At 43.7% G+C, this 20,597-nt stretch carries 19 protein-coding genes; 1 reads left to right on the plus strand and 18 read right to left on the minus strand.

Features of this window, described 5'->3' with window-relative positions; genetic code table 11:
• Positions 1 to 39: 39 nt before the first annotated feature.
• From F0229_RS11255 to F0229_RS11290, 8 genes are all read right to left on the minus strand, one after another.
• Positions 40 to 1,176, minus strand: coding sequence for an ABC transporter ATP-binding protein (locus tag F0229_RS11255; RefSeq protein WP_017064948.1), 1,137 nt, complete (start codon positions 1,174 to 1,176; stop codon positions 40 to 42).
• Between the two features lie 56 nt (positions 1,177 to 1,232).
• Entirely contained in the window at positions 1,233 to 1,967 is a 735-nt protein-coding gene (locus tag F0229_RS11260) for an HAD family hydrolase (RefSeq protein ID WP_017064949.1), read from the minus strand.
• Positions 1,957 to 3,426, minus strand: a complete 1,470-nt coding sequence (locus F0229_RS11265) for a CehA/McbA family metallohydrolase (RefSeq protein WP_171732870.1) — start codon at positions 3,424 to 3,426, stop codon at positions 1,957 to 1,959. The genes F0229_RS11260 and F0229_RS11265 overlap by 11 nt, the downstream gene beginning before the upstream one ends.
• Positions 3,427 to 3,586: 160 nt before the next feature.
• Positions 3,587 to 4,867 (minus strand): extracellular solute-binding protein, encoded by a 1,281-nt coding sequence (locus F0229_RS11270; RefSeq protein ID WP_136982603.1) that lies wholly within the window; start codon positions 4,865 to 4,867, stop codon positions 3,587 to 3,589.
• A 6-nt stretch (positions 4,868 to 4,873) separates the two neighbouring features.
• Complete coding sequence (locus F0229_RS11275) at positions 4,874 to 5,821, minus strand: carbohydrate ABC transporter permease (RefSeq protein WP_171732871.1); 948 nt, start codon at positions 5,819 to 5,821, stop codon at positions 4,874 to 4,876.
• 23 nt (positions 5,822 to 5,844) lie between these two features.
• Positions 5,845 to 6,729: a carbohydrate ABC transporter permease gene (locus F0229_RS11280; RefSeq protein ID WP_017064953.1), complete on the minus strand. Its 885-nt coding sequence runs from the start codon at positions 6,727 to 6,729 to the stop codon at positions 5,845 to 5,847.
• An 84-nt stretch (positions 6,730 to 6,813) separates the two neighbouring features.
• Positions 6,814 to 7,716, minus strand: coding sequence for a LysR substrate-binding domain-containing protein (locus F0229_RS11285; RefSeq protein ID WP_102332231.1), 903 nt, complete (start codon positions 7,714 to 7,716; stop codon positions 6,814 to 6,816).
• 170 nt (positions 7,717 to 7,886) lie between these two features.
• The gene (locus F0229_RS11290; protein ID WP_171732872.1) at positions 7,887 to 9,512 is read right to left on the minus strand and encodes an ABC transporter substrate-binding protein; all 1,626 of its coding nucleotides are present in this window, start codon (positions 9,510 to 9,512) and stop codon (positions 7,887 to 7,889) included.
• A 173-nt stretch (positions 9,513 to 9,685) separates the two neighbouring features.
• On the opposite strand from F0229_RS11290, the gene mpaA reads away from it, so the two are divergent.
• Entirely contained in the window at positions 9,686 to 10,393 is a 708-nt protein-coding gene (mpaA, locus tag F0229_RS11295; protein WP_171732873.1) for a murein tripeptide amidase MpaA, read from the plus strand.
• Here the strand turns inward: mpaA and F0229_RS11300 are convergent.
• Genes F0229_RS11300 through F0229_RS11345 form a run of 10 tightly spaced genes read right to left on the minus strand, consistent with a single transcriptional unit; the run spans position 10,386 to position 20,526 of the window.
• Positions 10,386 to 11,153, minus strand: coding sequence for a hypothetical protein (locus F0229_RS11300; RefSeq protein ID WP_171732874.1), 768 nt, complete (start codon positions 11,151 to 11,153; stop codon positions 10,386 to 10,388). The two genes, mpaA and F0229_RS11300, sit on opposite strands and share 8 nt — an antisense overlap.
• Positions 11,154 to 11,195: 42 nt before the next feature.
• On the minus strand, positions 11,196 to 11,540 hold the full coding sequence (locus F0229_RS11305; RefSeq protein ID WP_171732875.1) for an LPP20 family lipoprotein: 345 nt from the start codon (positions 11,538 to 11,540) through the stop codon (positions 11,196 to 11,198).
• A gap of 48 nt (positions 11,541 to 11,588) precedes the next feature.
• Positions 11,589 to 13,049: an ankyrin repeat domain-containing protein gene (locus tag F0229_RS11310; protein WP_171732876.1), complete on the minus strand. Its 1,461-nt coding sequence runs from the start codon at positions 13,047 to 13,049 to the stop codon at positions 11,589 to 11,591.
• Complete coding sequence (locus tag F0229_RS11315) at positions 13,042 to 14,538, minus strand: hypothetical protein (protein ID WP_171732877.1); 1,497 nt, start codon at positions 14,536 to 14,538, stop codon at positions 13,042 to 13,044. The genes F0229_RS11310 and F0229_RS11315 overlap by 8 nt, the downstream gene beginning before the upstream one ends.
• An 8-nt stretch (positions 14,539 to 14,546) precedes the next feature.
• On the minus strand, positions 14,547 to 15,335 hold the full coding sequence (locus F0229_RS11320) for an ETEC_3214 domain-containing protein (protein ID WP_171732878.1): 789 nt from the start codon (positions 15,333 to 15,335) through the stop codon (positions 14,547 to 14,549).
• 9 nt (positions 15,336 to 15,344) lie between these two features.
• The gene (locus F0229_RS11325) at positions 15,345 to 15,797 is read right to left on the minus strand and encodes a hypothetical protein (RefSeq protein ID WP_171732879.1); all 453 of its coding nucleotides are present in this window, start codon (positions 15,795 to 15,797) and stop codon (positions 15,345 to 15,347) included.
• A 9-nt stretch (positions 15,798 to 15,806) separates the two neighbouring features.
• On the minus strand, positions 15,807 to 17,030 hold the full coding sequence (locus F0229_RS11330) for a murein transglycosylase domain-containing protein (RefSeq protein WP_171732880.1): 1,224 nt from the start codon (positions 17,028 to 17,030) through the stop codon (positions 15,807 to 15,809).
• Between the two features lie 23 nt (positions 17,031 to 17,053).
• Complete coding sequence (locus F0229_RS11335) at positions 17,054 to 18,028, minus strand: LPP20 family lipoprotein (protein WP_171732881.1); 975 nt, start codon at positions 18,026 to 18,028, stop codon at positions 17,054 to 17,056.
• Entirely contained in the window at positions 18,028 to 18,684 is a 657-nt protein-coding gene (locus F0229_RS11340; RefSeq protein ID WP_171732882.1) for a hypothetical protein, read from the minus strand. Before F0229_RS11340 ends, F0229_RS11335 begins: the two co-directional genes overlap by 1 nt.
• 33 nt (positions 18,685 to 18,717) lie before the next feature.
• Positions 18,718 to 20,526: a caspase family protein gene (locus F0229_RS11345; protein WP_171732883.1), complete on the minus strand. Its 1,809-nt coding sequence runs from the start codon at positions 20,524 to 20,526 to the stop codon at positions 18,718 to 18,720.
• Between the last annotated feature and the right edge of the window lie 71 nt (positions 20,527 to 20,597).

Genomic DNA, 20,597 nt, shown 5'->3' on the forward strand with positions numbered 1-20,597 from the left:
GGATTTCTTTTTACAGAATAACTCGTAGGAGCAATAGAGTCAGCTCTTAGGGTCGAGCGTCTCTTCGGTTTCTAAATCGAACAGGTGACATTGGCTGGTGTTGAAATGCAGCACCGTTTCTTCACCACTGTTTGCCGTGCGATCCGCATCAAAAGGCACGCGAGCCACCAGCTTATCTGCACCGAGTTTAAAGTAGAGATACAGCTCATTACCCATCGACTCAACCACATCAAGCCTGTGCGTTTGAGTATTCACTTCCGCCAGCGGCGCATCGTGATTAGCCAGTTGAATGTGCTCTGGACGAACACCAAACCATACCCACTCACCCATCTTTTCACGAGCGATAATCTGCTTGTCTTGTGGCAGTGTCCAACGAGTCCCACTTTCAGAGACCACGTTCATCACGCCATCAATCTCATCCAATCTCACCTTGAGAAGATTCATCGCTGGCGAACCAATAAAGCCTGCGACAAACTTGTTTGCTGGGTACTGATAAAGGTTCATTGGCGTATCGACTTGCATAATCTCACCTTGATTCAACACACAGATGCGATCGCCAAGGGTCATGGCTTCCACCTGATCGTGTGTCACATAGATCATGGTGGCGTTCTGCCCTTCTTGCTTCAGGTTATTGTGCAGCTGTGCAATGCTGACACGAGTCGAAACACGCAGCTTGGCATCCAAGTTAGACAAGGGCTCGTCAAACAAAAACACATCTGGCTTACGCACCATCGCACGGCCAAGCGCCACACGCTGCCTTTGACCACCCGACATTTCACCCGGCTTATTATTTAGCAGGTGTTCGATATCGAGAGTCTTGGCTGCATCTTCAATTCGCTCATTGATTTCATGCTTTGGCAGCTTCTGTTGCTTCAGGCCAAAAGCCATGTTTTCGTACACCGACATGTGCGGATAAAGCGCGTAGTTCTGAAACACCATCGAGATACCACGATCTTTAGGTGGCAATTCGTTTACACGCTTATCGCCAATGTAGACATCGCCTTCTGAGATATCTTCAAGGCCTGCGATCATGCGAAGTGTCGTAGATTTTGCGCAGCCAGACGGCCCAACAAACACCATGAACTCACCTTCGCGAATATTCAGATCGACACCGTGCACAGCCTTAAAACCATTTGGGTAGGTTTTTTCTACCCCTCTCAGTGTGACTTCAGCCATAACCTGTCCTTAAATCAATTCGTTAAATACTATCTTTGCAATCTGTCGTGGACGTTTTAGCCACGTTCTTGCAGTTGGTTGAGCTCAAAATGGGCGACTGATGCGATAACCAGATCCGCCACTGGCTCTAACTCGCTGTGTTGTGCAGTCCCCGTCAGAACACCGACATTGCTTGCGCCTGCATTGCGGCCAAATTCCATATCCGAAACCGTGTCACCAAACATGATCACCTCATGAGGCTCAATACCGCATTGTTCACAGAAGGCATTGAGCAGTGCTGGCGCTGGTTTAGGTTCGATATCACCATCTGAGTAACCGACATAATCAAACATCTCGCTCAAACCCGATTGCTCTAGTGTGTAGATGGTTGAGTCTTTGGTGTCTGCGGTTGCGATGCCTAAAATCATGCCTTGCTGCTTAAACAGGCCAAGCTTTTCAGCCACACCTGGTAGTGCTTCAATCCAGCTTGGGTTCTCTTCCACTTCGTCATTGAAAGCGGCTTTGGTCACCTTAGTGAACTCAGCGAGCGAGACATTAGGTTGCAGCATGTTGAACCACGCTGTTGCGGTATCTTCCACTGGGTTTGAGGCTAATAGTCCATAGTTATCAACCACATCACCTTCCACGCCGATAGCCAAGAGTAACTCAGCAGGTGTGACAGTTTGATTACCCTGATGCTGGTCACTGTAAGATTTCACACGCTCACAAGCACCACGAGAAACGTTAAGCCACATCTTGTGGAACTCTATCAATGTGCCGTCTTTATCAAATAACATCGCCTTAAACTTCATCACGGCTCATTCGCTCCATTAGTTCTCCCCAAGTACGCACTAGGGGTTGGTTAAATTCTGGTTGTTTGCCGTCGAATACGGCATTGATGCAGCCTTCAAACTCACGTTCGTCACATGCAGATTGAGTGCTGTTAATTAATATCGAAGAGAGTTCTCCACGACGGATATCCACTCGGCACCAACGGTAGCCTTCATCAATATGGATACTTTGCAGCTCATCATTCAGAGCGATTCGTTCAACAATCTCGCCATCCACCACGCACTCAGCGTAGTAAAGGTTTTCTGAATCAGTGACAGCGATACGATAAGTGAGAGCCTGCCCTTGAGAGTCGTTGCCCGGCAGCAAATCACCTAAGTTGATGTCAAACTTCAGGCCACAGCGGCGCTCTAGGTAAACCTGCCCATTACGCAAACCAGACAAGATGCCTTCGCCGCTCAAACCATGGCTGTAAACGAAAGTTGATGGGTCACCGTAGATAGAAGGTTCATCCGATTTTGGATTGCGTTCATGGGGTTCAAGGTGTGAATCACTGCCGCCAATCGCCGTAATGCGTTGGCCACAATTCCACATTTCATTGAGAACCAATAACGCCTCTTCGGTCGCTTTTGGCGAGGTCGACCACGTTGGGTCACAACACACTTCAAACGTAGACACTTGGCTAAGATCCACTTGATCGTAATGCCAATGCCACGGCTTCATCATCGGGTGATTAATGCCAAGGGAACTGTGTCCACTTTTAGCTAAACTCAATCCCGCTTCCATGGTCGCTTGGCTGCTGTGTTCAACGTCTCTAAGGTCCAAAGACTTAGCCGGACCATGAACATTGAAGTGCCCGAGGTCGGTCGTGACTTCTAACGCTGGTAGAAACAAACACTGGTTAGAAACAGGCAACTTAGGCTGGCTGATGTTGTGCTCAGTGAAGAAGAAGAAATCGAGGCCTTGTGATTCCACAATCCCTTTAGCCGCTGCCAAGGTATTGTGACCATCAGAAAGCTGAGTGTGAGCGTGTAAATCACCACGATACCAACGAGAATCAGAACTCAACATATGGCTGTAATCAAACTCGATATCGTGATCACTTGTCACCGTTGGAGTCAGTTCTAACTCAGCATCGCTATTAACTGACTCATCAGAGCAAAGTACATCGACTTGATACTGCATCGCACGCTCGGTGCGAAACTCACCTTCAAGATTGTAAAGTTCTAAGAACCACTCACCTGATGGAATCGCACCATCAATCGCACCTAAACCAGAGTTTTTCGGTTGGATAGAGAGTGACTTGTGCGCCTTTTCAAACAGCACTTTGCCACGAAATGCTTGGTTGGCATCGTATGCCGCTGCGTACAGGAATCCTTTTTTCACCGTCGTACCAGTAATGGTTACGCAGTGAGAACCTGCTGGCACATCAAAGGGGATACGCACTCTGCCAAACGGCAGCTCACCTTGAAATTGGGTCATTGTCTTCACCAAATTCGTCCTAATTGAAGGACTGGGTAAAAAGAGGCCCACCCGAATAGATGGGCCTTTGTTAGTTCATCGTTCGCTATTAATAGCTATTCGCTGTTAACAACTATTCATTGTTAATAATTCTTTGTTTTTAAAGAATAAAAGCTAATAATTAAGAACGATTCGCTCGGTCTAGTGCACGTTGCGCTTTCTTAGCTGCTTGTTTTAGCGCTTGGTCAGCAGGCACGTTTTGGATTTGAATCTGATCCGCTGCCACTTTCAGAGCGTCCATGATCTTACCGTTAGTAGGGTCTAGGAAGTCTTTAGTCGCTGTGTTCGCTTGCTTCAAAGGAATCAGAGCTTGTGGGTTATCTTTAGTGAACGCTTGGTATTCTGGTACTTCAGAAACGCTGTTACGTACAGGGATGTAACCCGTGAACATTGACCATGCCGCCGTGTTCTTCGCATTGGTGTAGAACTCAACGAACTCGAACGCACCTTTTGCTGCTGCTTCGTCTGTGCCTTTTGGCATCACGTAAACCAGCGCACCCGCTTGCGGCGCAGAAGGGTTTGAACCCCAACCTGGCTGTGTGGTTGCTGAAAGCTTAGTGAAGTCCAAATCACCTTGGTCACCCGATGAGCCAGTGTAACCAAGCGCGTTGTCTTTCATTACGTCATCAATGGTTTTATACCAGTATTCCCAGCCTTGACCACCGTAGTGAATTCGCATGATTTGATCATCATGGATCCACTTACGGAAGCTGTCCCACACCTCAACCCACTCAGGAGAGTCAATCAGCACTTTCTTACCGTCATCACTGATGATCTTAGCGCCGTTAGAGAAAGCCGCGTCAATCATGTTGTCTTGACCCCACATCGGCTCCCAGCCGTAGAAGGTCACGTTACCTTTGTCGTCACGCTGTGTGACTTTCTCTGCGACCTTAGCTACACCTTGCCATGTGTTTAGGTCTTGCTCGGTAAAGCCGTTGTCTGCCAACACCTGCTTGTTGTAGTAGAACACTTGAGTTGTACCGTAAGCAGGTAGACCAATGATGGTGCCATCGTCTGCCGTCACTTGATCTTTAAACGCGCCAATGAAATCAGAGAAGTTGAACTCTTCATCCATAAACGGCGTTAGGTCACGGCTCAGACCACGCCCGTGCATCGCTTCCGCACGACCTGAATCTAATAGCACAAGTTCAGGTGCCGTTTTCGACGCTAAACCAGCTTGCAGCTTCTGGTAGGTTTCCGTGTAGTTACCTTGCAATGCAGGCTTCACCACATACTCATCTTGGCTCGCGTTGAACTCTTCGATGAGCTTAGTCATCATTTGCTGTGGCTTAGTACCACCGGAATACCAAAAGTTAACTTCGGTTGCCGCAAGAACACTGCTAGAGAACATAGACGCGCTTGCTGCGCCAGCACACACTAGTGCGAGAGTTTTTAGTTTCATTTCCGTTTACTCTTTTACGCCGTTATCGGCGATACCTGAAAGAATCGTCTTTTGACAAATGACGAATAGAATTAACAAAGGCAATACTGCAATGGTGCTCGCCGCCATAATTTGCGACCAGTTCAACCCATAGTTACCTTCGGCAATAAAGTAGTGACGAATACCAGTAGCGATCAGATTTAAATCCTGAGTCGTAATCACCAGGCTTGGCCACATGTAGCTGTTGTAATTGGTAATAAAAGTGATGAGGAACAGTGTTGCGACTGCTGCTCGGCATTGCGGTAAGATGATTGCCCATAAGATCTTGAGCTCACCTGCACCATCAATTCGTGCCGCTTCAATCAGCGACGGATGCACCTTGATAAACACTTGGCGTAGATAGAACACACCGAAAACCGACGCCGCGTTCGACGCCACTAGCCCCATGTGCGAATCCAACAAACCCAGTTTTGCTAAGGTGATATAAGACGGAATGTAAGTCACCGCGCCCGGCAGCATGTAACAACCCATCACGATGAAATAGAGCACGGTCTTTGAGCGAAACTTCAGCTGAGTCAGCGCATATGCAAACATCGCCGAATTCACAATCACCAAAAACGTAGTGAACAAAGCCACGCTAAAACTGTTGAAGATGTACAAGCCAAACGGCGCGCTGTGAAAGGTTTCGACAAAGGTTTCCCAGCGGAATTGCTCTGGAATCAAATCCAATGGGTTAGCAAAGATCTCATCGTTGCTTTTCAGTGAACCAGACAACATCCACAAGAACGGGAACACCATAATGGTTCCGCACGTTGCCAAGAACAGGTGCTTAGCCAGTGCGAGGAACGAACGGCGATCCACTGAAATCTTCTTTGACGCAACCTCTGATTTGGTCGCTTTGGTTTGTGCTATAACTTTGGCTTTCGCTGCGCTCTGGTTTAATACTTGATTGGCATCCAATACTTGCGTGGTCATAATTCTGTCCTTTCAAAAATCGACTAGTAGTACACCCAGCGCTTGCCGATGTAGGTATTAATAAGTGCCAGCAATCCAGTAATCAGGAATATCACTAACGATGTCGCGGCCGCAGGTCCCATTTCGTAACGTTCAAACGCTTGTTGGTAGAACAAGTACAGCAAGGTACGTGTCTCACCACCCGGCCCGCCCTGCGTTAGGATCTGGAACTGATCGAACGCCTGCATTGCCGTAATAATGTTGACCACCACTAAGAAGAAAGTGGTTGGTGAAATCAGTGGAAGCGTAATCTTCAAAAAGCGCGTTAAGCTGCTGCAGCCATCAATCAAAGAAGCCTCATACAGTGACTCTGGAATCTTGTTGAGTGCACTGATGTAGAACAGCATCGTCCAACCAATCGCCTGCCACACCGTCACGATAATCACCGCAATCAAAGCCGTGTTTCCGTTCTCTAACCATGGAATCGCGCTAAACCCTGCCGACTCCAGTAAGTGGTTTGCCAAGCCCGATTTGGTCTCGAACACCCAAGACCACACGATCGAAACTGCTACCGTTGGCGTAATCCAAGGAGAGAAGATCACCGCACGATAAAACTGGCTGCCCTTGAAATTTTTGTGCAGCAGCATCGCAAACACAAGGCCAAGAATAATGGTGGGAATCACCACACCCACAGAGAACCAAAACGTATTGAGCATCGCTTGGATGAACTCGTAATCCTCAACCATGTACTCGTAATTTTCTAAACCGATGAACGAATAATCTGGCGAGATGTAATCCCAGTCGGTGAAGCTGATGTAAATCGAATAACCAAATGGTACGAGCCAAAAAGTAAACAGTGGCACCAACAACGGTGCAGTAAATAGCAGTACCTTTAAGCGGTTTTTCATTGGTTCTGAGAAAGCACTCATGGTGACCTCGTCCTTATTTGTATGCGGTTAAATTAAGGGGTTTGTGTGACAGGTTAGTAAGAGCGCCCTTCATTTTTTTTATGGCTACCCATTAGAAAATCTTTCTTCCAGTTCACCGTCTTCCATCTGGTGATAAAGCCAATCACAAAAGAAATTCACCTTGGCACTGCGTCGGTGTTTAGTAATCAAATAGTGGGCAGATTCAGCAGGCATTGAGGACTCTGTCGCCAGAACCAGATCGTTTTTCTCTAACAGCTCAGACACCGCAAGCGAACGCACCAACAACACGCCAATGCCATGTTTGACCGCTTCTAAGGCGTGCAAAGAATTACTCACCTCCAATAACACCTTCGGTAGGGTCATCTCGAATTGGTTGTGACTCAACCATTGCAGCCAGTTCTCTCGGTAGCCTTTTACTTGCACGGTCGGCAGAGCAGAAAAATCATGCTCAACCAAGGAGTCTTGATATTGGTTTTTAAAGTCTGGGCTACACACCAACTGCCAATGCTCTTGAAAGAGTCGCTCACTATGAGTGTCTTCGCTTTCGACCTTGCCATTGGTCAGTTCAATATCGACATTCTGACAAGGGTTGGTTGATGGCCAGTCCACCAGCTGAATATCGAGCCTGATAAAAGGGTATTTTTGATAAAAAGATGGCAAGCGAGGCAGCAGCCAGTTATGGCAAAAGGTGTGATTAACGCGCAGGCTCAACACGTCGGTTTCTTTTTCCCCGAAGAGGATTTGAGTCTGTAATTTCAGGTGTGCTAATGAACCCGCAACAATCGGTTGATAGTGCTGGGCAGCTGACGTCAGCTTTACGCCTTTGGAGCTTCGCTCAAACAATGTGGTATCGAGAAAGGTTTCTAAACTTTTAAGCTGCTGACTCACCGCAGCTTGGGTAACACAAAGCTCGCGCGCAGCAGCGCCAATAGAACCGAGGCGGGCAACAGCTTCGAACGCAACAAGGGCACGTAGAGGGGGTAACATGGCTTCACCTGATTGAAATAAAAGTGAAAAATACTTCAATCAGGTTTCAGTTTTTTGCGCTTACCGTTACAGATTAATGACGAAGGGACGTTGATCAGATATTTATGATCAACGTCCCTTTTCTTTATTTCATATTCTTAGCGGTGTGTCGCCGCGTGAATCAAACGCAATTACTCTTTGATGTAGAGATCCTTAGAGTAGATACGCCCTTCTACATTGTTCTTCGCAAAACCACCAACACTTGGTCGTACTAGACGAGCCTGCATGTAGTAGTAAATTGGCGCGATCGGCATGTCTTCTGCCAGTAACTGTTCTGCCTGGTCGTAGAAACCTTGGCGATCTTGTTCGCTGGTTGCGGCTAGTGCGCTATCCATTGCTGCGTCGTACTTTTCATTGTTGTAGCGAGCAAAGTTACCTGAAGAGCCAGAACGCAACAGGCTCAAGAAGGTTGATGCTTCATTGTAGTCACCACACCAAGAGGCGCGCATCACATCAAAATCACCTTGGCGACGCGATACCAAGTAAGACTTCCACTCTTGGTTTTCTAGTTCAACTTGTGCGCCTAAGTTGCCTTTCAGCATTGATGCAATCGCCACTGCTATGGACTTGTTCGATTCACTGGTGTTGTAAAGCAGTTTGAAGTCCAACGGATTAGACGCATCGTAGCCCGCTTCTTTCAGTAGCTCTTTTGCTTTTTGATCACGCTCCTTCTGAGTCCAAGTACTGTATTCAGGTTGTGTCGCATCAAAACCAGCCGTGTACTCATGAGCAAAGGTATAAGCCGGTAAGTTGCCGACCTGAGTAACACCATTGGTGATAACGTCACGCATCATGGAATAAGAGACAGCCTTACGGACTCGTGCGTCATCGAATGGTGGTCGTGTTGTATTGAACGCATAGTAGTAAGTACACAGCAAAGGCACTGCGGTAAACGCATCTTGGTATTTGGTTTTTAGCTGCTGCGCCATATGTGTCGGCACGTCCGAAGTAATATCGACCTCGCCCACAGCATAACGGTTAATCGAGGCATTCTGGTTCTCAAACGGAATGTAAGTCACTTCGGTTAAATGCGTATCTGAACTGTCCCAATATTTCGGGTTCTTCTTCAGCTCAATGCGCTCGTTCACCACCCACTCGTCTAGCACAAATGCTCCATTACCAACAAATTGCTTAGGGTCGCTCCACGGCTTGTCGCTACTTTCTAGGGTTGCTTTGTGCACTGGCATCATGGATGTGTGGCCTGTCATCGCCACAAAGTAAGGCACTTTACTATCGAGTTCGAACTTCACCGTGTGTTTATCGACTGCAGAGATACCTAACTCTTCAACGGGCTTTTTCCCTTCGGCTACGTCAGCAATGTTGTTGATTTGAGTAAGCTTGAGATACCAAACATTTGGCGATGCCGTTTTAGGATCGACCGCGCGTCTTATCGCATACACGAAATCATCGGCCGTCACCGGATCGCCATTCGACCACTGCGCGTCTTTACGTAGGTGGAATACAAACGTCTGGTTGTCTTCGGTTTCCCAAGACTCCGCGACACCTGGGGTGATATTGCCATCGCGATCTTGAATCACTAAACCTTCAAATAGGTCACGTAGAATGTGCATTTCCGGCAAGCCTTCTGCTTTCGCAGGGTCAAGCGTCGCTGCTTCTGCATCGTTAGCACGAACTAAATGTTGGTCTTTTGCCAGTGAAACACCGGCAGGTAAGGTTTCAGCAACGGCAGTCACTGATATAAAAGGGGTCAATAAAGATGAAATGAGTAAAGCCGTTGAATGTTTTTTAAAATCCATGTTTGTTTGCTCTCCTAGCCTATCTTTGAAGCAAGTAATAAAATTAACAATGCGACGGTTGACGAGTTTTGACGCTATGGTTTATTTAAAGGGGTTCATCTAATGGACTTAGTTAATGATTAATATAGCCAATAGTGAATACTTGATAGTACTTGATCAATCAGGAGATTAAGGTGAGTTTAATTCCAAGAACGGAAAGAGCTGCGTTTTCGATAAAGCCGCTGTCATATGGAAAATCGGTGTTGGGTGCGCCTTTGCTCTATTTCCCCGCACAAGTAGAAAGCGAATCTCGCGGGCTGATTTTAGCAGGCACACACGGCGATGAAACCGCTTCAATCGCAGGTTTGTCTTGCGCCCTAAGAAGCTTGCCAGCGGCCAACTTGAGACACGATGTGATCCTGTCGATGAACCCAGATGGCAATCAATTAGGCACTCGCGCCAACGCCAACCAAGTCGATCTGAACCGCGCCTTCCCAACTCAAAACTGGACAGAAAACGGCACCGTGTATCGCTGGAGCTCTCACACACCAGTCAGAGATGTAAAAGTAAAAACGGGACAAGCCGATCTGCTTGAACCGGAAGTGCAGTCGCTCATTAACCTCATTGAGCAACGCCAACCCAAGTTCGTCATCTCTTTCCACGAACCACTCGCTATGGTCGACGACCCAACCCAATCGGAACTCGCCACTTGGCTAGGCAAGCAGTTCAACCTACCACTCGTGGAAGACGTGGATTACGAAACCCCAGGCTCATTCGGTACATGGTGCCAAGAAAGAAACTTACCGTGTATTACCGTAGAACTGCCGCCGGTTTCCTCGGATCTGACGATAGAGCAGTATTTAGATGCGTTTGTGGCGGTGTTGGGTTTTGAGACTATTTGATAACTTGTGAACGCGTGTCAGTACTACAGTTAAACTTCTCAGGGTAACGCCTATAAGTCAAACTATCGTGTGTAACTACAATGCCCTTTGGTACAGCACCAATATTCGAAAGGTATTTTTTCAAGTCAATATAGTCTTTAACGTTTACATCACTCTCTGGGTAGGTTTCAAAATAAGAGATCCGAGAGTTCACTAGACAAAGTGGAGTCGCTGATTCGAAGTGCACACTTCTAGAAACATAAGTGGTTAATGACTTGGTATATTTTTGATTTACATCGGCACCTGCGTTGAGCAAAATCTTAACTTTCTGGAGATTACCTGCATACAAGGCATGTTTCATGTAGAAATCTAACTTTAACTCCTGTGGAGAAAACGACTTCGTTAAAACTTCAAGAGCGTTAGCTAAGCGTTTCGGAGAAGTCCTATAGAACATGACATAAAAACTTTCTCCTTGTGGATCAATAGCATCGGTTAATTCCATACCCGCTTCTATAAATAGTTGGATGTTCCTTTTATCACCTCGATATAAAGTTTCAGCAAAAGATTCGCCTGTAAAGCTCAACCCTTGGTTTTGAAGCTCCTTTTTAGGGTCGGTAGACGTTTCTTTTTTAACGTTATTTAGCTTAGTTGAGATTTCTTTAAGTGCTTCGTCCATAGAGGTTAGCGCAGTGTTCAAAACAAGCTTTTCCGACTGTTGTGCAGAAGCTCTATCTATGCGTACTTTTGTCCATAAGTTACAAGACTCTCTATCTAACCACACAGAAACAACCTCAGAAGACACTAGAATAGCGTCACTTTTAGATTAAATTAGGCTTTGTACAGTTTTATCAATGCTTACCTTATGACTGTCATCACGACGCATAATTTCTTTAGATAATTCACTTTGCACACGCACTTGGATGGTTTCTGACAAATTAGCACGCGCATCTGCACTACTATTATTCCTTAGCTTTGTAACGCTATCTTTTGGTGAAGAAGCAACCCCATAGCCATAAATATAATCTTTATCTGATGGAATTGGAGACATAATCCATTCAGGCATGCTAAAAGCTGGCAAAAAACTGCACGCAGAGTCGTTTGATGCAAAACTGGTATTGGGTAAAGCGGAAACTAAAGCCGCCAAAGTCAACAAAGTTCTTTGGAACATTCATAATTTCCTTTATTGATAGAGGTCAATAGCCCCAAAATGATGTGATTAAAGAAGCTGTTTGAGCATTTCAATATTTTTGTCTTTTAGAGAATCTTTTAATTGTTCGTTAATCTCTAAAGCATAATATTGCTCTAGTCGCTTTATGTCCTGTTTAAGCTGCTTCTTATGCAAAGAGACTTCTCCACCACTCTTTGCTTCGATAGATTTCGTTATTTGCTCCAATACTTTGCTATCGACTGCCTTTTGAGGGTTCGCGCTACTTACCAGTGCTTTGTCAAGCATGACTCTCGTCAAAGTTAAATAGATGTTATCTAATGTCAACTTTTGCTCTAAGAAAGGGGTTATGAGTGATTCATCTTCAGTCCAGACCGCGTATTGGGCAGGGCTCATACCTCCTACATCTTTGAAATTAGGATCAAGACCTCGCTTAATCAAGGTCTTGATTAAATCTGAGCGTTTAGCGAAGACAGCTAAATGAAGTAAGTTCCACTCCCCAACATCAAACGATGTTTTGTTAGCAAACGGCTTATCGAGTTTAAGGCGATTGTTAGCCTGCTCTTCAGCTAGTGATACTGATAGTCTGTAAGGAGCTTCAAGGGCATTCACTTGCCCTGTCATGGCGCTAATGAAGTAATCTGAGTCAGAGAAATTAATTGTGTGGGCAAATTGTTGTGGGTGTATAGCTGTTAGAATCTCATTAATGTCTTTATCGGCAGCTTGATAGGCATCGAGAATGTACTCTAATTGAGCGGTACTTGGAGCCTCAGTTAAAATATACAGTTCAATAGGCGAAACATTAAATGTAACGGCAATTTTATCAGACCAAACACCATTTTCACCCTGAGAAGGTTCAACAGGGTCGAAACCTTCTTCAATCATCCATGTAAGCGTAGGTTTTCTCTCTCCCGAGAATTCAAGGTGGCTTAACCCTTGAATTGCTTTCGTGAACCCTTGGTAGTTGAGGTAAAATTGCTTTTTGTTAAGCTCTTCTCTTACCGATAACTTCATTGCGGTATAAGCAGCTTGTTCAATATTACCTTCTAACTCACTAATTTCATCAATGTAATCCATTACTACATCTTCGCCCACTGAAACTTGTGTCCATAAAGTACAGTTTTGAGTATCAAGCCAACGCGCACTTACTGACACTTCAGGAAGAGTATATTCTGTAACCTGTGAAGTTATCTTCTTTACGTTAGTCAGTAATTGCTTTTCTTGTAAGTTCTTTTTCAACAGAAGGTCGTTTGCCACTTTCGATTCAAGTTGTGTTGCGACAGACAACATCGCTTGCTGTTCAGAAGCCTTCCTTAATTCAAAAATTGATGAATGCTGCTCTGGTAAGTACTGAATGACACCACTCGCTACTACACTATCGCCCGAACTTCCTAATTGATAAACCCAATCTGGGCGTTCAGTTGCTTCATTAAATGGGCAAGATTGAGCAAGTGCCAAGTTAGAGATAAAGAAAGCCGATATTGTTAAGCTTTTAGAAACTGATTTAATCATTAACTTGCACTCCATTTAAGCGTGTTTGTGAACTCCAATTTCCATTATCGACAATATTTTTCGTCTCTTTGATTGGGGCAAATGCGTGAACTTGCCTCTTGATTTGGTTGACAATCGTCTTTGAAGGTGAAAGTTGCTTAGTCAGGTTATTCAGAACATATAAGTTGATACTGGTCATGACTGCGGTTTCGTTAGACGCATATTGATTAAGATGTTTGAGTAAATAAGCAACTTTATAAGCAATATCATTATTTTGATTTTTCTTTGCACCAGATGAGATTAGAACACTTGCAAATTCGAGGTTTTCTAATTCTATCGCAAGAGCCAAAGCGGTATAACCATGTTTTGACGGAGTATCAAGAGATACGCCAATTTTTGAAAGTGGCTCTATCAAATCAATTCTATGCTCGAGAGCGATAACATGAATCAAACCAAACTCTTCACTTCCCTCGTGTTCACCGAAATTGTATAGATATGGCTTTTTGAGCGTTTTGGGGAGTTCAATGTATGATGTTATTTCTCTATTTCCTTGTCTTTGTGGCCTTGGACTTGCGAGGTACACGTAAGATTCTAAGTTGTACTGTTGATTTTCAGCGAAAGGAATAATTTGATGGTATTGTTTACCAATGGTCACTTTCACTTGGTTTAAATCAAGACCAAAAGAATGTAACTTACTCAGTGCTTGAATAATATTCTCTGATGAAGAGCCTGAAACGACAACACTCATCGGCACATTCAAACCAGTGACGCCATTGTAGAACAACTTATTGGCGTACCTAATTTTAAATACTTGGCTTTGCTGCTCCTCTAGCCAATCAAAACCGCTTTGTTGATACAAATCTGCGATATTGTATTCTTGACCACGATAGATAGCCGTACTGTTGTTAAGTAGTGCTCTTGTTGCATCGACTGTGGTAGGCGCGAATCCATTATCAGATAAAATCTGTTCTATTTCTCGCTTAGTCAGTTCATCAATGCGCTTGGTGAGCCGCTCCTCCACTTGATTAACATAAGATTTAACAGCAAACTCAGCGCCCTCTTTGCTCACTTTCACTCTATACCACAATAAGCAGTTATCATGGTCTAGCCAACGAGCATCATCAATAACCGCAGCCAAAGCCGTTTGACTAACAAGCTCTGATTTTTGTTTTGTCTCTTTACGAACCTCAGCTTTGGACTTGCCTTGCTTCTGACTTTCTATGGTTCTTTTTGTGCTTATTTTAACCGAGCTACGGATCGAACGTGATAAGTTATCTATCGCATCTTTTCGTGATTGATTAATTAGATCATTAATGGGGAGAAAACCACCATTTGTTTTTCCACTGGCTCCTCCCACTCCGTAGTAGAAGCTATCATCACGTATGTCTTTATTTACCCATTCAGGTGCATCTGTATTTGGAAGAAAGTAACACGTTGGGTTGTCATCATTTGCTTGAGCATTAGCCCCTCCCAACAATATTCCACCAATGGCTAAATATAGCGATTTCATCGTAACTCCTAGTCAGTGATTAATTCATATTCAAGCTTGGTTAAAATTGCTGGAGCTAAGTCCTCAAGACCAACAGCACTATAGCCATAAAAATTAGGTTTTATGTGCTGACGCAGCTCAACCAAAGCTGAAGTAGAGTTTTCTTCCATCATCAATTTGTCGTTAAATGTAGCTAACAACTGCATTTGGCTCTTGGTGAGATTCGATAGGTATTCACTGTACCCTCCAACAGAGTTGTACAGTAGTTCGTATCTACCACCTTGTGCTTCTTCAATGTAGTAGTTACCACTTCGAGCCACATTGGAAATAGCATCTAGTGGTGTCGTTGAATCAGCAAATGGAGTTTCCAAATAAACATCACTACCAGCGTGATATTTTATTTCAGGAACAAAACCCGGTTGTGGAAAAACAAGAAAAGCATCAATTGTGCCATTTGATGTAATAGCAGATAGAATGAACTTACTATCCTTGTAATATTTAATCTCAACTTCGCCGTTAGAAAACTTGGTATACACTGGCGAGCCAAAGGTTTCTTCCAAAACACCGCTCGAAGCGCGAATATATACGTTTGATAGTCGCTCATTCGATGGTGAATCAGAGAAGTTCGAGACCAATAAATCCCAACCCTTTCCTGTCATATCAATGGCGTCATTGAACTGACCAGCAGCGATAATAAGTGCCATAATCGCTAGAATTGGATTGGGAGTCTTCTCCCTTAGTTTATCGATAATATCTTGTTCTGTTTCTGTTGGAGCGGTTGTCGCCTCTTCAGAGGTTTGCACTGTTTGTTCTTGCATCCTTACCTCTTACTCAGTTATGATCTGAGGCAGTCGAGCAACAACGCGAGTACATAGATATTCATCGATGTCTTTTTCAACCGATACAGACTCTGATACCCACGTGTATTTCATCAACTGATTCGTTAACTGTTTGGATGTAGACTTAGCCGTTATCGACGTAGTTACAACCTTCTCTTTACGGTCTGCCGTCTTTATTTTTTTCGTATTTGAATCACTACTTCTCTCAAGCTCTTTTTGTACCATAGCTTCCAACGAAGCAGCCAATGATGCACGTGCTTCCATCGTAGATACATCCATATCCAAGGTGATATCTCCCATGCTCTCAACACAAGAAACACCAGCAATCAGCCCTTCGTCTAAATCTGCTTGTGGATTCATTTTCCATTCTGGAAATTCAGAACTAGCAGACACCTGAAACGCCAGAGCTGTCATTACTGTAAGGAGTAGAGTCTTTTTCATGTTAAATCCCTAAATCATGTTTTTTTCGTAGTTGGTTTCTGTTTTATGTACTTTTTTCAGATAGTTGCGAGTTTCAGCTGCTGCATGCTTTTTCTGAATCGTGCTGAAGACTTTTTCAGGAGTAAGCTGATTAATGTTTTTGATAGCGACAGAACGCTTACCACCAAACATACGATAGATAGGTCCCATACCACCGTTGTAGGCAGCAATTACACAATATTTCATGCTTTCTTTATCCTCGATTCCTTTAAAATAGCGAGTTTGAAGAAGATGAAGGTAAGCGGTGCCTACTTCGATGTTCTTTTCCGGATCAAATAAGTAATCTCTTTTTAGAAGTTGCTGCTCTCCAAACAAAAAGCTAGTTGCATCTAAACCTGCAGAACTAGGAACAATTTGCATTAGACCGAAAGCAGGGATGTGGGAAACTGCAGTTGGGTCAAAAGCACTCTCAGTTTTGATAATCGACAACACAAACTCAGGTTCGAGATCATACTTATTGGAGTATGTTTCAACCGTGTCATAGAAGCGTTTCTCTTTACGATTTAACCATTTAGGAGGAAAACTAATTTGTGCTTCAACTACAGTATTGCCTTTACTGTCGGTAGATTCAGTTATCACTACATTTTGAAGCGCTTTATCTAACTCTTGCGTTTGAATATCTTGTTCTTCAGATATTGGTAATAACGGCTTTTTACTAAGTTCTTCAACCTTAGTTTCTTCGATCAAAATTGCTGTAAATACATCGGCTTTTTGCGCCTCACCAATAGTCAATTTTGAGGTAGCTAAAATTTCCTCTTTCAGTTCTTCAACACTTGTCTCTTCGCCAGCGATAGTAGTCACTTTGATGACGTTCTTTTCAAAGTTAACTTCACGCTTTAGTTCAAGCGAAGGACTGTAACTAACCCAAGAATATTGGTCACTAAAGTTAGGCTTATCCCATTTCTCTAAAACTGTATTTTTAAACTCATCAAAGCTTTTTTGTGCGTTCGCGAGATATTGGTCAAACTCACAGTTTTTTTGGACTTTATATAAATCGAACGTTGCTTCACTACAAAGTTTGTACTTCTCAAATTCGTCTTTGGCCTCAAAAGGCTTATTTACAAAGTACTCGACACTAGCACACTGATTTTCAGTAACATCCAGCTCACAAGCTTGCTGAAGAGTTTCAGAATAACTCAATGAACTAGAGAGTATTAGCGCGAGGGGCGACAAGCGCACAATCGTATTCTTCATGATTTTTCCTTTGCATTCGCTGACTAGGCTTTACTAATCGATAGTCGTTCCATGACAAAATCGCATTCTTCTAAATACCTTAGAATGAGTCCAAATCCTGGTGTGTCTGTCGAAAGACGAGACTCATCTAGCTTTTCAAACCTCGAGGTATCAATTTTATGTGGGCACAACAATGCGATATTAGTGTCGTAAGTTTCTTTACCTTGGTTCAAAAGTGCTTCAATGCCGTCGTAAAGCCTTTTGTCGGGGAATTCGATATTCGTTCGCTTACTTACCTGCTGATTCTCAAGCAAGACACCGGTGCTGCCATCTTCATAAACCTGAAATAACGACAAGTAACCGGCCTTTTTCGTAGAAAGGTTAATAAAGTAGTGCTCTCCTGCGTTCAAGCGAGCACGAGTTGACTCAAGGAAAAGAGAGGAAGAGTGGTGATTGAAAAACAGGTGATTATATTGTGCTTCAGGAAGAACTAACTGTCCGGAGCTGTTTGTAAGTTGCCAACCTCCCGCAAAGCGCTCGATATCTATATTAGGTAAACATTGATGTTGTTCCACCCAATTTTGAAGCAGCGCAGTATTAGACCAATAAGGATGAAGCTCGCTATTACATTGGGAACCTTTCAACCAGTGTGACAATTTTTGAGCAAAAGAGGTAGGGTCATACTGAACTTCAAGATAGAACTTGCCTTCAATTTTTTCACTCTTACTGATGGTGACATTGTTTCGAAATACGATATCAGATAGAGAAGTCTTATTTGAAGACGCGCTTTTGCTTAACTTACCATCCTTAAATTCCTTAGATGAGCTCGTCTCGCTAATAACTCGGCTTTCGATAGATTTCGCTAAGTCATGATACGCATTATCTTTGGCTTGTTGGTAGCTATTTCCTTGACCGAAACCAAAACTGAGGGTGGCATCAGAAGGCACTTCCCCGTACCAAGACGGGGAAGCAATAACACAAGAGCTAGCCAAAGCTGATAGTATGGCTAAATGTCTCATTAGTCTTCCGGTTGTGGTTCTGGCGTTTGACGTAAAGTCCAGTTGTCGATAGGCTTGCCACTGGAATTATATTTGATCAGTGAAATCATAGTTCCTGACTGAGAAGCGCTAGCAAGATAATCGTCATCAATTACTCCATAATTCAATGAACCAGCTTGTTTCAACATCTGTTTGTAAGCTCCAAGGTTTACAATGATATCGTTGCCTTTAACTTCACCACTCATAACCTGAACGTTATAGTATGCACTCGAGTTATTGGTCGATGTACGAGATGGCATGTTCAGTGTCCAAATAGACCTCCCAGTTGCACCAATAGAAGGACCATCTACATACCAACTCCGTCCATTACTATCTGAATAATGTCCAGCAACTAATTGGTTGGCGCTTGCAAACGCTACCGATTTAACTGTACTGATATTTTTGAAAATCAAGTTACCGTTTTTATCCGCAGCAAATTCAGCGCTCATATCGAAAAACTGAGTTTCCCCGCTGTCTTTATTGGTCACTGGTACGCGCAGCATAGTGATTTGATTACCGGCACCTTGAAAGTGAGCACCCTGAAACGCGATATCAAGATTTGTATTGTCTACGTCAGCGGCAAAAGTAGAGGTTGCAAACAGTGCTGCTGTTGTTGCTAATAGAGTTTTCTTAAACATGGATGTAAGCCTTAATCAATGTTTTCAATAAAGTTAAAGTGAAATGGTCTGGTTACCAGTGATGGTTGGGTGTTGACGTTTTAGATCACCCATCTCAAATGAAGCCGATTTCACTTGGTCATAGACGTCTTGGTATAACGTGTTGATATCGCGATTACCTTCGATCATCGATCTCATTAGGTAATAGCTAAATAGGCGATGTCCTTTTTCCTGATACATGTTGGAGTATTCTTTATCGCGACCTGCTGTCATTACCACCATGCGTTCTGGGTCAATACTGACTTTCTTTGGAGCAAGGCGTGAGGCTGCCACCCCTTTGATCACGGAAACGCCATCAGTGGCACCACTAAAGCAGCTATCCACCATGACAACGATCTTGCCTGCTTTGCTATCAGAAAGTGTTTTGTAGACGTTATCGAGCTTAAAGAATGGATCATCGGTAACGTAATCAGGAATCTTATCTTGAGGTAAGATGTAGGGGTCATTGTCAGGAATTGCAGGAATACCGTGGCCACTGTAGTAGAAATAAACGGTGTCACCTTCAGCAACATTATCTAACATCAAACGTAGCTTATCTTTAATTGCACCACTGGTTGCATCTCGGTCAATAAGCTCGTATACATGACGCTCGGGCACACCCAAAACCTTAGTTGCGACATCAGACATAATCTCACCACTATTACGTGCATAAGCCACTTGGTCAGAGTTCGCGTAGTCCTCAATAGAAAGATTAAAGAACCACGTTGCCTTATTGGTTTCGACAGGAGAGGCCTTAGCGAGTAGCGCTTTCAATTCGTCAGCAGCTGTGTTGTCATTGGCAGACAAACGTGAATCGACTTCAAAGCTATCGATCAAGTTGGGGTTTTGCATCTCTAAACCCGGTACCGCTACAGATGATTTGTTATCAAGAACAACAGATAGCGCCTCGGGCCTAAATTGACTTTTTGCAATATCTCCAGCGAACTCACTCTCTTGATAAGTACCTGAAATATTGACTAATTCAAGCTGGTCTTGGTTGTAACTATAAGTTAAAGCAAGATCCAATTGTTCAATAGAATTATATAGTTCACGAGCTTGCTCTAAAGGGACGTTAAGTACTATGTCACGTTGATAGTTTTGATTAGATGATTTGAAAAGCAAATGCATTTGCTGATTCTCAGCATCATAACTTTTTGTTGTAACAACAGGCTTGCCCATTACGTCTCTGAATGCTCGAGCAACAAGCTGGGATTTCTTCTCGTCCAAACTTTCTTTACGCTTATCAACATTACTTTGTAGAGCTCGAATTTTGGCGTTCCTCGCTTCTACTTGTTGTCGATATTTCTGTTGAATAGCCGCAATTTCTTGTTGGCGCTCAAGTCGAATCTTTTCTACTCGCTCTTCAAATTGAGTTTTCGTTTCAAATTGATCCTTAATAATCTCCGGTGCTTCAGGTAAGTTGGGTTCAGGTATTGGTGCAGGAACATCTGCACTACTTAAACTTGTAAATTGCTTTTCGTACAAAGAAGCCACTGCGCCAACCAAAGCGATGGGATCATCACTTTGAATACAGCCAATAGCATCTGTCATGAAGTGCTGTGTTTCAGAGTCTCCTTTACCCGTAAAATGGGAAAGAGAATTACTGGATAGATTTACGCCTTCACGAGTAATTAAAGTTCCGTTAATACTAATAGGAGCATCAACTTTTAATTCCCCGCCAAGTAACCAAACATCAGGGTTTTCAGAACACACAGTGCCATGAAGTGAATTTGAAAACTCAAATTGATTGTTACTAGGTGCTGCGAAAGCAACAGTTGGACACAGCGCGATCAGTAAGCCTCTGACGATTCGATTCCGCTTCATTAGATTGAAATTCCATATGGGATTAATATCACAACAGACAGCTAACTTATATATTCCACCATACTGATACA

The organism is Vibrio sp. AIC-3 (genome assembly GCF_013114515.1).
GTDB classification, from domain to species: Bacteria; Pseudomonadota; Gammaproteobacteria; order Enterobacterales; family Vibrionaceae; genus Vibrio; species Vibrio crassostreae_C.

What these genes read in the sequence shown, in the direction of transcription:
- F0229_RS11255 (WP_017064948.1), bottom strand. Translation starts at nt 1,176, where the DNA reads ATGGCTGAAGTCACACTGAGAGGGGTAGAAAAAACCTACCCAAATGGT.
- F0229_RS11260 (WP_017064949.1), bottom strand. Translation starts at nt 1,967, where the DNA reads ATGAAGTTTAAGGCGATGTTATTTGATAAAGACGGCACATTGATAGAG.
- F0229_RS11265 (WP_171732870.1), bottom strand. Translation starts at nt 3,426, where the DNA reads ATGACCCAATTTCAAGGTGAGCTGCCGTTTGGCAGAGTGCGTATCCCC.
- F0229_RS11270 (WP_136982603.1), bottom strand. Translation starts at nt 4,867, where the DNA reads ATGAAACTAAAAACTCTCGCACTAGTGTGTGCTGGCGCAGCAAGCGCG.
- F0229_RS11275 (WP_171732871.1), bottom strand. Translation starts at nt 5,821, where the DNA reads ATGACCACGCAAGTATTGGATGCCAATCAAGTATTAAACCAGAGCGCA.
- F0229_RS11280 (WP_017064953.1), bottom strand. Translation starts at nt 6,729, where the DNA reads ATGAGTGCTTTCTCAGAACCAATGAAAAACCGCTTAAAGGTACTGCTA.
- F0229_RS11285 (WP_102332231.1), bottom strand. Translation starts at nt 7,716, where the DNA reads ATGTTACCCCCTCTACGTGCCCTTGTTGCGTTCGAAGCTGTTGCCCGC.
- F0229_RS11290 (WP_171732872.1), bottom strand. Translation starts at nt 9,512, where the DNA reads ATGGATTTTAAAAAACATTCAACGGCTTTACTCATTTCATCTTTATTG.
- F0229_RS11305 (WP_171732875.1), bottom strand. Translation starts at nt 11,540, where the DNA reads ATGTTCCAAAGAACTTTGTTGACTTTGGCGGCTTTAGTTTCCGCTTTA.
- F0229_RS11310 (WP_171732876.1), bottom strand. Translation starts at nt 13,049, where the DNA reads ATGATTAAATCAGTTTCTAAAAGCTTAACAATATCGGCTTTCTTTATC.
- F0229_RS11315 (WP_171732877.1), bottom strand. Translation starts at nt 14,538, where the DNA reads ATGAAATCGCTATATTTAGCCATTGGTGGAATATTGTTGGGAGGGGCT.
- F0229_RS11320 (WP_171732878.1), bottom strand. Translation starts at nt 15,335, where the DNA reads ATGCAAGAACAAACAGTGCAAACCTCTGAAGAGGCGACAACCGCTCCA.
- F0229_RS11325 (WP_171732879.1), bottom strand. Translation starts at nt 15,797, where the DNA reads ATGAAAAAGACTCTACTCCTTACAGTAATGACAGCTCTGGCGTTTCAG.
- F0229_RS11330 (WP_171732880.1), bottom strand. Translation starts at nt 17,030, where the DNA reads ATGAAGAATACGATTGTGCGCTTGTCGCCCCTCGCGCTAATACTCTCT.
- F0229_RS11335 (WP_171732881.1), bottom strand. Translation starts at nt 18,028, where the DNA reads ATGAGACATTTAGCCATACTATCAGCTTTGGCTAGCTCTTGTGTTATT.
- F0229_RS11340 (WP_171732882.1), bottom strand. Translation starts at nt 18,684, where the DNA reads ATGTTTAAGAAAACTCTATTAGCAACAACAGCAGCACTGTTTGCAACC.
- F0229_RS11345 (WP_171732883.1), bottom strand. Translation starts at nt 20,526, where the DNA reads ATGAAGCGGAATCGAATCGTCAGAGGCTTACTGATCGCGCTGTGTCCA.